The sequence below is a fragment of the Micromonospora lutea genome, from assembly GCF_016863535.1.
In the GTDB taxonomy this organism is placed as follows: Bacteria; Actinomycetota; Actinomycetes; order Mycobacteriales; family Micromonosporaceae; genus Micromonospora; species Micromonospora lutea.
On sequence record NZ_BOPB01000002.1, the window covers coordinates 154,837 to 169,527 of the forward strand.

General features: G+C 67.6%; 10 protein-coding genes and 1 pseudogene. 9 read left to right on the forward strand and 2 right to left on the reverse strand.

All coding sequences use genetic code 11. The features are described from left to right. Nucleotides 1–90 precede the first annotated feature (90 nt). From Vlu01_RS02140 to Vlu01_RS02170, 7 genes and pseudogenes are all read left to right on the forward strand, one after another. On the forward strand, nt 91–2,421 hold the full coding sequence (locus Vlu01_RS02140) for a GmrSD restriction endonuclease domain-containing protein (protein WP_203992148.1): 2,331 nt from the start codon (nt 91–93) through the stop codon (nt 2,419–2,421). A 5-nt stretch (nt 2,422–2,426) separates the two neighbouring features. Next, nucleotides 2,427–3,721: pseudogene (locus Vlu01_RS02145) on the forward strand (AAA domain-containing protein). Between the two features lie 355 nt (nt 3,722–4,076). After that, nucleotides 4,077–4,394 carry a cell division protein SepF gene (gene sepF, locus Vlu01_RS27885; protein ID WP_373307266.1) on the forward strand — a complete coding sequence of 106 codons (318 nt, stop codon included), beginning with the start codon at nt 4,077–4,079 and terminating at the stop codon, nt 4,392–4,394. Beyond that, nucleotides 4,384–5,235 (forward strand): SLATT domain-containing protein, encoded by an 852-nt coding sequence (locus Vlu01_RS02155; protein WP_239095642.1) that lies wholly within the window; start codon nt 4,384–4,386, stop codon nt 5,233–5,235. The genes sepF and Vlu01_RS02155 overlap by 11 nt, the downstream gene beginning before the upstream one ends. A gap of 322 nt (nt 5,236–5,557) precedes the next feature. Next, nucleotides 5,558–6,472 (forward strand): hypothetical protein, encoded by a 915-nt coding sequence (locus Vlu01_RS02160; RefSeq protein WP_203992155.1) that lies wholly within the window; start codon nt 5,558–5,560, stop codon nt 6,470–6,472. Nucleotides 6,473–6,482: 10 nt separating this feature from the next. Then, a complete protein-coding gene (locus tag Vlu01_RS02165; RefSeq protein WP_203992158.1) occupies nt 6,483–6,869 on the forward strand; it encodes a GIY-YIG nuclease family protein in 387 nt (128 codons plus the stop codon). A 276-nt stretch (nt 6,870–7,145) separates the two neighbouring features. Further along, the gene (locus Vlu01_RS02170) at nt 7,146–10,049 is read left to right on the forward strand and encodes a DEAD/DEAH box helicase (protein ID WP_203992161.1); all 2,904 of its coding nucleotides are present in this window, start codon (nt 7,146–7,148) and stop codon (nt 10,047–10,049) included. A gap of 561 nt (nt 10,050–10,610) precedes the next feature. Here the strand turns inward: Vlu01_RS02170 and Vlu01_RS02175 are convergent. Together Vlu01_RS02175 and Vlu01_RS02180 are read right to left on the reverse strand one after the other, a co-directional pair. Continuing rightward, nucleotides 10,611–11,609 carry a phosphotransferase gene (locus Vlu01_RS02175; protein ID WP_203993488.1) on the reverse strand — a complete coding sequence of 333 codons (999 nt, stop codon included), beginning with the start codon at nt 11,607–11,609 and terminating at the stop codon, nt 10,611–10,613. A gap of 2 nt (nt 11,610–11,611) precedes the next feature. Next, a complete protein-coding gene (locus Vlu01_RS02180; protein ID WP_203992166.1) occupies nt 11,612–13,060 on the reverse strand; it encodes an NsdA family TPR-like regulatory protein in 1,449 nt (482 codons plus the stop codon). Between the two features lie 181 nt (nt 13,061–13,241). On the opposite strand from Vlu01_RS02180, the gene Vlu01_RS02185 reads away from it, so the two are divergent. Next, nucleotides 13,242–13,712, forward strand: coding sequence for a glycine-rich domain-containing protein (locus Vlu01_RS02185; RefSeq protein ID WP_203992180.1), 471 nt, complete (start codon nt 13,242–13,244; stop codon nt 13,710–13,712). A gap of 62 nt (nt 13,713–13,774) precedes the next feature. Beyond that, on the forward strand, nt 13,775–14,587 hold the full coding sequence (locus tag Vlu01_RS02190) for a hypothetical protein (RefSeq protein ID WP_203992183.1): 813 nt from the start codon (nt 13,775–13,777) through the stop codon (nt 14,585–14,587). Nucleotides 14,588–14,691: the final 104 nt, after the last annotated feature.

A 14,691-nucleotide genomic window follows, 5' to 3' on the forward strand; every position in this document is an offset into this window, starting at 1 on the left:
CGGCACCGCGATCACCGGAGACACCACGAAGCGCTGATCCGACTGCCGTGCCACCCACCAACAGACGTTCAGATCCGTGAGGGAGCTGATATGAGCAAGTTGGGCACGATCCTCGACCAGATCGACTCCGGCACCGTGCTGCTGCCCGAGTTCCAGCGCGGCTACGTGTGGAACCGGGACCAGGTCCGTGGCCTGATGCGCTCGCTCTACCTCGGTTATCCGGTCGGTGCGCTGCTGGTCTGGGAGACCGAAGCCGACCACGGGTCGGTGCGCGGCACCAGCAAGGCTGGCGGCGGAATCAAGCAGCTGCTTCTGGACGGTCAGCAGCGGATCACCTCCCTCTACGGGGTGGTGCGCGGCAAGCCGCCGGCGTTCTTCGAGGGCGACTCGGCGGCCTTCACCGGCCTGCGGTTCAACGTCGACGAGGAGACGTTCGAGTTCTACGCGCCGGCCAAGATGAGGGACGACCCGACCTGGGTCGACGTCACCGAACTCTTCGTCAACGGCATCGAGCCGCACATCGGCAAGCTCTCGGCCGACCCGGCCACCATGCCGCACTTCGCCACCTACATGGGCCGGCTCATCCGGCTGCGCAACATCCTCGAGCGCGAGTTCCACCAGGAGAAAATCACCGGGGCCGACAAGCGCGTCGAGGTCGTCGTCGACATCTTCAACCGCGTCAACTCCGGCGGCACCAAGCTCTCCAAAGGCGACCTGGCGCTGGCGAAGATCTGTGCCGACTGGCCCGAAGCCCGCTCCACGATGCGCAAGCACCTCAGCACCTGGTCGACTGCGGGATTCCAGTTCAACCTCGACTGGCTGCTGCGCAACGTCAACGCGGTGGCCACCGGCCGAGCCCAGTTCGAGGCCCTGGAAGGGGTCGGTTCGGCCGACTTCGCCCAGGCGTTGAGCTCCAGCGAGCGCTACATCAGCGGGTTCCTCGACGTGACTTCCGGACGCCTCGGGCTCGACCACGACCGGGTGCTGATGGGCCGCTACGCCTTCCCGGTGATCTCCCGCTTCCTGCACCTCAACGGCGGCTCGTTCACCGACGCCACCCAGCGTGACCGGATGCTCTTCTGGTACGTGCACGCCGCGCTGTGGGGACGCTTCGCCGGTTCGACCGAGACGATCCTGACCCAGGACTACGAGACTGTCGCGCGCAGCGGCATCGACGGCCTGATCGCCAGCCTCAGTCGGTGGCGCGGCGGCAACCTCGTCATCGATGGTCAGGACTTCGAGGGATTTGGCCGCGGTTCGCGCTTCTACCCGCTGCTCTACCTGCTCACCCGCGTGCTCGGCGCCCGCGACTTCGGCTCCGGGCTCGAGCTCAGAGCCGAGATGCTGGGCCACCTCACGTCGCTGCAGGTGCACCACATCTTTCCGAAGGCGCTGCTCTACAAGCACGGCTACGGCCGCTCCGAGGTCAACGCCGTCGCGAACTTCTCCTTCCTGACCCAGCAAACCAACCTGGCGATCGGCAAGCGGGCGCCGGAGGACTACTTCGCCGAGACCCAGCAGAAGCACCCGGGCGCGCTCGAGTCGCAGTGGATTCCCACCGACCCGCAGCTCTGGCGCCTCGACCGCTACCGCGAGTTCCTGGCCGCCCGCCGAGAACTGTTGGCCGAGGCCGCCAACGGCTTCCTCGCCAGCCTGCGTGACGGGACCAAGCTGGCGGCCGAGCCGCTGCGGCCGGTGGTCGTGGTGGCCGAGGAGGACGACGACATCCGCGCCCGCCAGATTAAGGCGCTGGTCGAGGAGCTGACCGCGGCCGGCTGCGCCGAACCCGCGCTGGACAGCGAAATCGCCGACCCGGCGACGGGACGTGTCCTGGGGGTGGCCGAGGCGTACTGGCCGGACGGTCTCCAACCAGGGCTCGGCAACCCGGTGATATTGGAACTCGACGCCAACCCCGACCTGCCCCGCATGGAGGAGCTCGGGTACGAGGTGTTCACCTCGGTGGATGCGCTCCTCGGCTACGTGGCCCGGCGCAACGAGCAGGCCGCCGGACGGTCAGAGGACGACGACCACGTCGGCCCCGACGGCTCGACCGCCGAGGATGCGGCGCCGACGCATGATCCGGCGTCGGCGACCGTGCCGGCGCAGGCCGCGCCCGGCGGCACCGGCGCCGACTTCGACCGGGCAATGCGGCACCTGTACGTGGCGGCGCGCGACGAGGCCGGCTACAACGCCACGCTCTTCCTCAGCATGCTCGCCGAGCATGGCAGCATCTCCACCGCAAAGAAGCTGCTCGCCAGCCCGGTCGTGTCCGACGGGTTCGTGGCGCTGTGGGAACGCGGCCGCCTCGACCTGACGGTCGAGGCCCTGGTGACCAGGCCGGAGTTCGAGTGGCTGTTCGATCCCGCCGAGCTGGAGGTCGCGCGCACCCGCCTGCAGCAGTTCGAGTACGAGACGCGGTGACGCCCATGACCGTCAGCAACCTGCTGCTTCCCCGACAGCCGGCGCCATCGCCGTCGGCTCAGGCCGAGCAGGTCATCACTGCGGTCCTGGCCGACCTGCGTTCCGGCAAGCATCGTGGCGTGGTGGCCGACTCGCCGCCCGACGCCGGCAAGTCGACCCTGGTGGTCCGCGCCGCCATCGAGCTGGCCCGCACCGGCGAGCCACTGATCGTCATCGCGCAAACAACGAGCGCCGCCTTTCGGCGAACGACTACACCGCCACCGAGCGAATCAGGCGGTACGGGACGGTCCGGGTGGCCGCCAAGGTCGCCGACCTCGGTGGTCCCTCCGTCATCATCGGTACGGCAGCCAAGTGGTCGATGATGTCGGAAGGCTCCTGGCCCTGGGCGACCGTCGACGAGGCGTACCAGATGCGGTCGGACGCGCTGCTGCGCGTGGCCGGCCGGTTCGAGGGGGCGCTGTTCGTCGGCGACCCCGGCCAGCTCGACCCGTTCTCCACCGTCGAGACCGAACGCTGGGTCGGCCTCACCTGGGACTCGATGCAGTCCGCGGCCGCCGCGCTGCTGCGGCACAACCCGGATCTGCCGGTACACCGCCTGCCAGTGTCGTGGCGCCTGCCGCCGTCCGCCGCGCCGGTAGTCGCCGAGACGTTCTACCCGTTCACCGGCTTCCAGGCCGGCACGACCCTCGGCGAACGTTCACTCTCGTTCACCAGGGCCGGCTTCCGACACGGCAAGATCGACGCGGTGCTGGAAACGGCGGCGGCGACCGGCTGGGCACTCCACGAACTGCCCGCCCGGCACACGCTACGCACCGACGCCGAAGCCGCCGCCGCGTGCGCCGCCCTGGCCCGCCGGCTACTGGAACGCGGAGCGATCGCCGTCCCCGAACGCGAGCCCGGCGGAGCGCCGGTCACCCCCGACCGGATCGCCATCGGCGCCGCCCACCGCGACCAGGTCGCCGCCATCCGCGCCCACCTCGGTGAGGCCGAATCCGGCGTCACCGTCGACACCGCCAACCGCCTGCAAGGCCGGGAGTACGACGTGACGATCGTGCTGCACCCGCTGTCGGGGCGGCGGGATGCGACCGCGTTCCACCTGGAGTCGGGGCGGCTCTGCGTGCTCACGTCCCGGCACCGACAGGCTTGCATCGTGGTGGCGCGGGCGGGCATTGCTGAGCTGCTGGACGCCCACCCGTCGGCCGAGCCGGTGCACCTAAACGTGCCGGTCAAGTTTCCCGATGGCTGGGAGGCGAACCAAGCCGTCCTTGCCCGTCTCTCGCCCAATCGAGTAGGCCGGTGACTAAGGTTTGGCTTTGCTCATCAAAGCCGCAAGAGTCTTTGTTTTGTCGGGTTCCGGACATTCTGTGGTGCTGATGGAGGCAGGAAGATAAATTCTTGGTCCGTCTGTGCTGCTTCGCGATCGGGCTCCAATGGAGACAATCGGATGTCGGGCACCGCTAAGCGGATCCACTGGAGTGGCTAGGGAAAGTGGGGCGTGGATATTGCCATCGAGCTGGAATTCGGCTTTGGTGTCAGGAAGCCTCGCGCTCCTACTTGTTCTGGTTGGATTGATCGCATTTATGATGGCAATGTACTTGCTTGGCTCTGCCCGAGGTGGTCAAAATCCGAATGAAGAGCAGCTGCGAGTCGCATGCATGCGTGATCACTCAAGGGACCTCGAACGATCTCTGAATCTTGCGCTTGGTGAATGCCGGTATCGAGCTGGAAGCAGCGCGGCGCCTCAAGTGCGACTGGATGCCGCTTGGCGCGTTAGGCCCAAGGATTTCCAGGGTGCAACTCGCGATATCGCCGAGGTGATTAAGTCTCGTCGCGTCGTGTCCATTGATCTATCGCTGATGCAGCCTTACGAGGCAGCCCGGCTAATCGACTACTGCCATGGGTTGGCTGCTTGCTCGGAGGCGTGGATTTTCCGCTTGGCGGAAAGTGTAATCGTCATCTCTCATGATTCCTGACGGAGGCATTTTGCCAGCCGCAAGCCAGCAAGAAAACTTGTTGCTACTGAATCACAGGATTCGACAGACGGAGCAGGCGCTGGAGTACGCGCGCCGGCGGCGAAAGCTGTCTTATGTGAGCATGGCTTTCGGGCCGATCTTGATCGCTGCTGTCTACGCAGCCATATGGCTGCCGTGGTGGGGCGGTGAGTCGAAGAAGATTGTCCTGATACCCACTTTCTTCGTGGCGCTGTGTTTTGGTGTGGCTGCTTTTAGGCTGACCAAAGATCCGGGTGGGCCTATCGATAAAGAGCGGTCCGATAAGCGGCCGTCCGAGCCGGAACTGGAACTTGCGCTTGCTCGGCTTCGGGATGAACGGAAGCTCGTAGTTGCCGGAATTCAAGGCGACTTGAAGGTGCGCCGCGTGGCGTATAAGGAGGACGCCTATTCTGATATCGACCAGCTAAGAACGGAGAGTAGGAAATACAGGGTAGTAAATAACGCCCTCCAGGGCTTCTTGATCATCGGATCCCTCGCGGCCACGGGGATTGCCGGAATTGCGGATAGAATGACCTGGGATCGATGGACGATCCTCGGGCTCACTTTCCTTGTGGGTGTCACTAGCGGCTTCATGGGTTACTTTAAATATAAGGAGCGGAGTTTCTACCTACAGCAAACCGCTGATGCCATTGAGTCGGAGTGGGAAGCTGTCGAGGTTGGAGTGGGGAGATACAAGAGAATTCCCAACGAGGAGGATCAGCTTGCTGAATTTGTCGAGGAGGTGCATCGACTGAAGACTGAGCAGAAAAAGCGGCAGCAGAACCTCGAGCAACCGCCGGAATCCCGGAACTCTGGTGATTAATTTTGGTCAATGGCGAGTCTCCGGCGCCTGTGTAAAGACATGGCAGCTCGAACTCTTCCGAGGCGGAGTGCACCTCACTGACGTTCGCCTACCTCGACATCCTCACCTGGAAGCATGGGGGTGGCGGACGGCTCGATCAACCCTTGCCGTCGCATGCAACTGCCCGGCCTGAGTCCTTTTGTTGCGGCCGTCGCCGGGGGACCAAGGTCCCGTGGTCCAGTGACATGGACCCTGCCGGCGACGGTCCGGGCAGGAGCAGGCTGAAGATGACCGGTTCGGCCCCCGTGAGCCGTACCGCTGGTGCCGTCGTCAGGAGGGCACGATGACCGCGCAGCTTGCTACCCGCGCACCGCAGCGACCGCCGATTCACCGGCAGTCGCGTCTGCTCGCCTGGGCCCTGGCCGCCACGGCCGGTGCGATCGCGGCAGCGGCGCTCGTCGGCCCGCTGGGGCTGGGTTTGATGCGGTACCGCACCTCGGACACCACCCTCAACCAGCTGCTGGGCAGCGACGCGGCCGCGCTCTTCGTCGTCGCTCCGCTGGCGCTCGTGGCGGCACTGCTCGCCGCCCGCCGGCACCCGGTGGCGCCGCTGCTGGCGACCGGCGTCGGCGGGTACGCCGTCTACACGTACGCTCAGGTCATCATCGGTCAGGAGTACCTGCGCCTGCCCGGCAACGTCGAGCGTTTCTTCCCGCTGCTGCTCACCGTGTTCCTGCTCGCCGAGGCGTTGCTGGTCCTCGGCTGGCGGGGGACGCCTGCCCACCTGCCGCCACCGTCACCGCGGCTGGCTCGTACGGCCGGCGTGACGCTGCTGGTGTTGGCGGCCTTCCTGGTGTTCGGCCAGCACCTGCGTCCGATGCTGATCGCCTGGCAGGACCCGTCCCGGCTGACCGAGTACGCCTCCAGCCCCACCCCGTTCTGGATGGTCAAGCTGATGGACCTCGGCATCATCGTCCCGGCCGCCGTCGCCACCGGCATCGGCGTGCTGCGGCACGCCCCTTGGGCGCGTCGAATGATGTACGCGCTGCTCACCGGCTACAGCTGCCTCGCTGTCTCGGTCGCGGCGATGGCGGTGGTGATGATCGCCAACGGCGACCCGGACGCGTCCCCCGCGCTGGCGGTGGGGTTCGGGCTCTTCGCCCTGCTCTTCGTCACGCTGACTGCAATGCTGTACCGCCCCCTGCTCCGGCGGAGAGTAGACGACTACGACGGGCCGTATGCAGCCGCCGACGAGTAGCCTCCCGTGCATGCCTGACTCCATGGTCGACAGTTTGCTGGCCGGCTTCACCGCGCCGCGGCCCTACACCAAAGAGGTCGTCGCCGACGCTCCTCGCGCGCCTGGTGTGCACGTGGTGATCGATGGCGGCGCCGTCCTCTACGTCGGCCGGACGGGAAACCTGCGCAGGCGACTCCAGCAGCACCTGACCGGCAACCGCGAGTCGTCGGTGCTGCACCTCCAGGTCGGCGAGTTGCTCGACCGGCAGGGGCCGGCGGCCACGGCGGAGGGCATCGCCGGCTGGCTGGGCCGCCGCGAGGTCCGCTGGCTGGAAACCGACAACCCGGAGGGTACGAAGGACGCCCTGGTCCTGGCTCTCAAGCCCCGCTTCAACCGTCAGGTGCCGAAACCCCGGTGACGGGCGGGATCAGCCTCCGTGGAGTTAGCCGAGCTGCTGGTTGCCGTCGGGCCCGGTCGCTCATTGGCAGCAACCGGGCCTCCTCCGTCCACAAGCCAGGTGTTTTCGGGAATGCCGCCTGGGTACCACATCCTCCGATCGGTAACAGATCTTGTACGCAAGGCGGCATCCACGGCACGGCACCTTGCGGTTAGCGTCGTTGTTCGCACACCCGATCCTGGCCCCCGGAGTCATGTTGGTGACGAGCCGGCCGGCGGCCTGTCTGGAGGTCTGTGTATGGCCAGCGGCCAGCCCAGGAGACTCGTCAATGCCGTCCAGCGGGCGTTGCAGGCGGGGCCGGTGTCCCAGGACGAGCTGATCACGAGCTTGCATCAGGCTGGAATTCGAGTGGACGTGGGCGTGCTGTGGGAGACGTGCCGTACTCACGGCTTGGCCGATCTTCACGGCGACCAATGGGTGCCGAGGGGGTGGGCGGCAGCCATCAACGAACGTCGCGACACCGCTGGGTCGGCTTCGGCGGGTGGCCTGGGGCCGGGATTGCCGGCGCAACGAACCAGGGCGGGTCCGCCTACGCAGGATCGCCTGGCACGGCGCGCGGACGCGCAGGTACGACGGCTGGCGGACTCGGTCGGACTGGGGATGCCGGAACCCGTACCGCCGGTCGGGCCGGTGCCGGCCGGCTGGAACGAGGTGGCGCGGGGTGCATGCCGGGCGCTGGCCGACGAGCTGGCGAAGGTCACCAGCCGGCGCACCGAGACGGATGTGCCGCTCATGGATGGCCAAGAGACGGGCCAGACCGCCACGCGACGGTTGGTGCGATTCGAGGCGCAGAGCGAGATCGGCACGGCCGAGGGAACCCGCGGCCTGCTGGTCGTGCAGGAATTGCAGATCGAGGTCGAGGTGATCTCAGTCTTCGGCGCGGTTGTCACCCTCTCGTTGCCGTCCGACGCTCCGGTGACACGCGAGGCGACGCTCCGGCTCGACATGTCATGGCTGTTGAACGTCCAGAGCAGGCGGCTGCGGGAGCTGATCGACGGAGGTCCCGGCTTTGATGCTGCGGCTGCCCTGGCGGTTGTCACGCCCGAGAAATCGGCCGCCACGCCGACCTCGCCACCTGCTGGGGCACGGCTTCGGTCCGCCGAGGTTGAGGGCCTCAACGAGGGCCAGCGCCGAGCCGTCGAACTGGCCCTGACGCATGGAGTCACGTGGTTGTGGGGACCACCTGGTACGGGCAAGACCACGACGGTCTCTGCCCTGGTAGCTGCCTTGGCGGCACGGGGCAAGCGGGTGCTGCTGGCTGCACCCACGAACGCGGCGCTGGACGTGGCGGTCACGTCCCTGTTCGAACGTGCGCCGCAGCTTGCCGAGAACGGAACACTCGTCCGGCTGGGCCAACCCACCGACAGGCTTCTAAGTCATCGCGCCGGCAACGCAGTCCTGGTTGATGTTGTCGCCGCGCAACGCGGCGCCCTGCTTGCCGCCGAGCGTGTGGACGTCGGGCGTCGGCTGCAACAGGCTCGGCACGATCTGGCCGAGCTGCGGCGCGTCAAGGGACCGCTCACCGATGAGCAGCAGCAGAGGCGTTCCGAGCTGGAGAGCGAGGCGGCTGAACTCGCGTCGGTGGCAGAAGGGCTGGATCGCCTCCTAGCGCAGTTTCGCCGCAAGATCTGCCGGGAGGCGACGATCGTGGCCGCCACCGCTCACCAGACCGTGCTCGAGACGCTCAAGGAATTGACGTTCGACGTGGTGGTGCTCGACGAGGCGAGTATGACCACCGCTGTGCTGGCCATGCTGGTGGCCGGCGCCGGGCGAGGGCACACCGTCATCGCCGGCGACTTCCGGCAACTTCCGCCGGTAGCCGTCGCCGATACGCCCGCTGCCAGGGAGTGGCTGCACAAGAGTCCCTTCGAGAAGGCCGGCGTGGCACGCGCCGTCAAGGAGGGTCGTCTCCCAGATCGGCTCGCGGCGCTGACCACCCAGTACCGGATGCGCCCCGCCATCGGCCACGTCGTCAGCACAGCCTTCTATCGGGAAAGCCCTCTCATCACTGGCGACTCGGTCCCCGGACGCAAACGGGGCAGCCGGATTCGCTGGGCCAGCGGCGAGTTGCTGGTGCTGGATACCTCACGGCTTGCCGCCCGCACCGCCCGCCGGCAGGGCAGCACCTCGCGGTACAACCTCATGCATGCTCAGGTGATCGCCGCATTACTTGGCAGCGCCACCACCCAGACCCGCGACCTGGCGATGATCACCCCGTTCACAGCGCAGGCGCGGCTGCTGGAGTCGCTACTGATCGACTTTGGCCTAGACGGGTGGGCATCCTCAACGGTGCACCGCTTTCAGGGCGGCGAGCGCGACATCGTCATCTACGACACGGTGGACACCGGACGCGGCGTGGCCAAGCTCCATTCCTGGTTCACCGATCTTGATCCGGACAGTACCGGCAACCGTCTGCTCAACGTGGCGGCGAGCAGGGCGAAGGATCACCTCGTCGTGGTGGGCGCGTTCGATCAGCTTCACCGCACTGGCTCGTCCGTCGATCCGCTGTGGCGGTTCTTCGCTCACCTGCTCGACCAGGCGGTCCACTTGTCGTGGCAGGAGGCCATCGATCTTTCTGACGGGACCACGGAGCACGTCCCGTCCACGGATGTGTTGCCGCGGCTTCGCGAGGACATCGCCGACGCGACCGCAGTCGACATGTGGCTACCTTCCGCTCCGCTGGTCGGTCTGCCGAAACTGCTGCCGGCCCTGCGATCGCTACCGACACCCCACGGCGAAATTCAGTCCAACACGATCTGGGTGGGGCCAGACGGAGACGGGTACCTCCCAGCGGAGGCGCTCCATGCCCGGCGTGAAGGCGTCAACGTGCGTCCCTGCACACCGATCCTGGAGTCCAGCGCTGTGGTAGGCGACGTCGTCTGGTCGGCCGGGTCGTCACTCCTTGGTCCCGACCCAGGGGTGGTCCTGCGCACGGAGAGCCCCGGGTTCGCCGACCTGGTGCGTCGCACCCAGCGTCGGAGACGATCGGCGGCGGTACCGGGCACCGGCCAGCTCGGCGACGAATGCGGGCGCTGCCAACGGATGCTCGTCCGCCTGGAGCTGCCTCGCCGAGGCGCGCCGGACGTGCGCTACGAGTGCATGTTGTGCGACCGGTCGCCCAGACGAGAAAGAAGACGGTGACAGCCAGGACGGTCCGGATCGCGCGAGGACGGCTGGATAGGTTCAGACGGGACTGCCCGAGCGTCGCCGCCGGCAGCGGTCACCGGTCTGGTTGACCCCCGGCTGAATTCAAGACCATCATGACCCAGCGGCCAGGCAGGCCGCATGACTACACCTGACACCTAGCGGTGCAGGAGACAAGTCCGTCCCGAAGGCAGGTGGCATGAGATCACGTCGCGTGAGCCTGACGTCTGGCGAACTTATAGACAGGTCGGACTTGCGCACTCCCCGTGATCCTCTTGGCAGTTCGTCCTCTCGCACCTCTCTGCCTACGAAAGAGAGCGAGATCCGGTACCGCTTGGATGTGAACCTGACGAACCTCGTCGCCGCGATGCAGGCCGGCAGAGAGTCATCCGCACGGGAGCTGCTACGGGAGGCGCGAGCCCTGGTTGCTCGGCTTCCCCGAGGCTCTTGCGCACCTCAACGCCGCAAGATCGAGGCCGCTGCCCTTGTACTTCGCTCCCCCGTTTGGCGCCAGGAGGCCGCCGCTAGAAGACACGGCCAAAGTAGGTGGCAAAACACTTAGGCGCTGTCTGAGGGAGGTTTCGCCGGCTGCAGCCGGGGGCCGAGGCGCCGATGAGGCAGCGGCGTCACTGTCCGCCGATTTGTCGTTGGCTGTGTCAGCTCGACGAAGGGCGTCCACTGGGCGTCAGGCTCGTCGCTCTTGATCGATCGGAGTCGGGTCGCGAATTCAGCCGCCACGGCCTCCGAGCTGGCTAGGAGCGGTGCGGCAGCGGCGATCATCTTTAGCTCCCGTGCTTCGCGCAGTAGTGGCCAGTCCGGGTCGGTGGTGACGTCGTGGCCGTATGCGGCTGCCAACGCCGCATGCAATCCGCTCCCGCCGAAGCGAGCTTCACCGACGGCGACCGCAGCGAGGTCGACCTGCCAGGGGCCGACACACGTGGCGTCAAAATCGCAGAGCACAACCAGACCGGACGGGTCGCGTAGCAGGTTGCCCACGTGGGCATCGCCGTGGACGAGCCCTCCTGCGGCACGCTGTCTGAGATCGCTAACCCGTGGTTCGAGGCGGTTGCACCAGTCGAGCAGGTAATCACGATCGTTCTCGGCGAGTCCTTCGGCGTCGGCGATCCGCCGGCGAGCGTCTCCTACCGGGTCCCATGGCGCTAGCGGAAGCGGGGGAGTGCCGTGGGCGTGGAACTCCCGTAAAACCTGGCCGAGTTCGTTGACGGTTGGAGCTGGGGGCGTGGGTGGGATGTAGGTCCACACGGAGGCGAGCAGGTCACCCACGACCAGTGGTTCCGAAGCTGCCGGGGCGAGCCGGATCGTGGGGGCGTTGATCAGCGCAAACCAGCGTGCCAGTTCGATGACCTTTGCCACCCGGTCGTGGAGCCGATGGGTCCGCGCAATCCGGATGACCAGTTGCGCCTCGGGAAGGGCGAATACGGCGTTGTTCGTGAGCTGTAGCAGTCGGGCATCGCCGGCCGGGACGGCAAGATGGGCGGCAATCTGCCGCATGGCGTCGGTCATCGCCTCCTCGGTGAACCGGCCTGTGGCCCGCATACTCACGCCCCGAGTTTGAAAGTGGCGAGGTCCTGCGCAAACCTGGCGACTTCTGGGAGGTCCCGGTGCCATACCAGATCACGGCGCAGGTTGGCGACCCGGTCGATTACCCGCGCCGATCGGATGCTCTGGGCTCGCCGCAACACGCGGTGCCCAACGGTCAGCGCCTGCTCAGGCTCGTCGGCGAGGAAGAGCGCGCTGCACAGCCCGACCTCGTTGAGCATGCTGCTACGCACGTTTCCGGGACGGAAGGCGTCGATCGCGTCGGTCACGAAGCGCACCGCTGCCGGCCCGTGCTTCTTGTCCTGCCGAGCCTTGTCCCGGTATACACGGCCGTACTGGGCGAGCAGCTCGCCACGGTCGTAGAACGCCATCCAACTCGGTTCTCGCTCTGGGCAGATTCGCTCGAACTGCGAACTGGCCTCGCCCAGCGTTCGCTCCGCAGCTCGCTGATCGCCGACTGCCGCGAGCGAGGCTGCTTCCGCGCCCAGTAGCAGTGCTTCGACTGCTGGCGTGGCCTGCGATCCGAGCTGCCCACGAGCGAGCTGCAAGGCTGCCAGGGCGTCGCGATTGTGTCGCAGGTGTTGCAGCTGCTTGGCCTGCGAGTACCGGATCATGGCGGTCAAAGGGCGGTCGTCGGCGGCCAGCGCGGCTCGTTCACCGGCGACGAAATGCCGCTGGGCCTCCGAGTGTCGGCCCGCGTCCAAGGCGGTCCAGCCAGCCAGCTGTCGAGCCGCAGCTACGGCGGCGACAAGCTGCGGTGTCAAGCTGGCAGGGTGCGACCAGTCGAGCATCCGGTAGACCGACTCTGCGAACCGGGTCACCTCCTGGTACAGCACGCCGCCGCCGCACTCGTAGTCGACCGACCGGTACAGCTCGAGCACGGCGTTCAAGCGCGCGACATCAGCGGTGCCGATACGTCGGGACTGTAAGCCGGTGCTGCCGCAGAAAAATCCCGCGCCGGCAGCGACAGCAGCGATACCGGCCAGCAGCGTCCGCCGGCTCTCATCAGGACCCTTCGCCGCCATGGCGGTTCGAGGAGCCGATCTACTCACGGTACGGCGTTCCCCTCCCACCATGTCGAACCACAGGTGCTCTGACGGAACACGCAACAGTGTCGCCCAATGCGAGAGCCGGTCGAGGTGGACCAGCGGCGGGCCGTTTTCGACCCGGCTGAGCTGTGCTTGCGTGATGCCCAGCCACCCCGCCACCACGGCTTGCGGCAACGCGGCCCGTCCGTGGTAGGGGTGGTGCCGGTACGCCCGGATGACGCGCCCGAGATGGCGCTCGACCAGGGCCGCCCGCAGCGGCGGGTGCGACCAGAACGACGCCGGTACGTCCGGCGGCGCGCTCAGGCGGTCGCGTTCGGCGGACTGGCAGGGCGTGCAGCGTCCGCTGTCGTTGTCACGGGCCAGGCGGCCCCCGCAGCGGGGGCAGTTCGCAGGTGTCACCGGCAACCTCGCCGTTCGCGGGTGGCTGTGTCCGTCGCGCTCCGTCGAGCGTATCCATTCAAGCCGTTACGCGGGCTCGCGGTATACGTGCCACGTATATCGACGATTCTCGTGGCGTCATTCGGGCCGAGCGCGGCCGGGCGCAGCCTGCGGTGAGGGACCATCCGACGAAAGGATCAGGATGCTCACCATCGACCGGGTCAGCACCGGCCGGGCGCTCGTCTCCGACGAGCTGTTCGCCCAGCTGACCGCCCGCATCGCCCGCGACCATCCCGAGCTGGCCAGCGATCTGCCGGCCAGGATCATGGACCAGGCGCTCGCCTTCCTCGCCGCCTGCGCCACCGCCGCCGAGCCGCTCGGCCCGAGCGACCTGGTGGACATCGGCTGGCACACGTTCATCCTGCACACCCGCGAGTACGCCAACTTCTGCCAGCGGATCGCCGGCCGGTTCATCCACCACCAGCCCGATCCGCCGCCCGACGAGACCGGCCCCGCCGCTCCGGAACCGCTCGGGGTGCCGATCTCCCGGGCAGTAGCCGCGATCCGCGCCGCCGGCTTCGCCATCGACCAGGCGCTGTGGGGCGGCGCGGCGCAATGCCAGTCAAAGTGCAACCAGTGCCACGCCGGCTGCCACGACAGCCCGACGCGCTGACCCCTTCGGACGGCGGTCCCGGGCATACGCTTGCCGGGATCGCCGTCCGGAAGGGCTCACCGATGCCGCCCCACCGCCACCATTGGCACGACCTTCCCCGGGCGGTGCGTCACGAGGTCGAACAGCACACCGGCGGGATCATCCGGGCCGAGTCGCTGCCGGACGGGGCTTCCTGCGAACTCGCCCTCACCCTGCACACCGCCACCGGCCCGGTCTTCTGCAAGGGCGGGCAGTCGGATGGCCGGACCGCCTGGCTCTACCGCAAGGAGGCCAGGGCCAACCGGTGGCTGCCCGACGCCGTACCCCGCCTCCGCTGGACCGTCGAGCGCGACGGCTGGCTCCTGCTCGGCTTCGAGCACGCGCCCGGCCGCCATCCGCGCCTGGAACCCGGCTCCCCGGACCTCGACGCCGTCGCCGACCTGCTGGCCACGCTCGCCCGGAAGCTGACACCCTGTCCGCCGGTCGAGGTGCAGCCGTTCACCGAGCGCTGGCGTGGGCTCATCGCCCCTGAGCTGGTCGACGGGGACACCTTGCTGCACACCGACATGACGCCCCGGAACTTCCTGCTCGGCGACCGGCTCCGGCTGGTCGACTGGTCCGCCCCTTGCCGGGGCGTCGCCTGGATCGACACCGCGTTCATGCTGGTCCGGCTTGTCCGTGCCGGACACAGCCCGGCCGAGGCCGAGCGCTGGGCCGCCCGCATCCCCGCCTTCGCCGCAGCCGACCACGAGGCGGTCACTGCTTTCGCCGACGCCCTGGTCCGCCTTTGGGAGCGGAGGCAACGCCGCGCCCCGGCACCACATCGCGAACCGCTCCTCGACGCCGCCCGTCAGTGGCACACCCACCGCCTGAACCGGCAGCCAAGCGCCACCTGACCAGCGTCCGGGCGTATACGGATCGTGCATCCGTATCACGATCATCGCGGCATACCGGCACCTCCGCTCCGGGTCGACCGTGGACGCAAGGCCCGGGGCGGGTG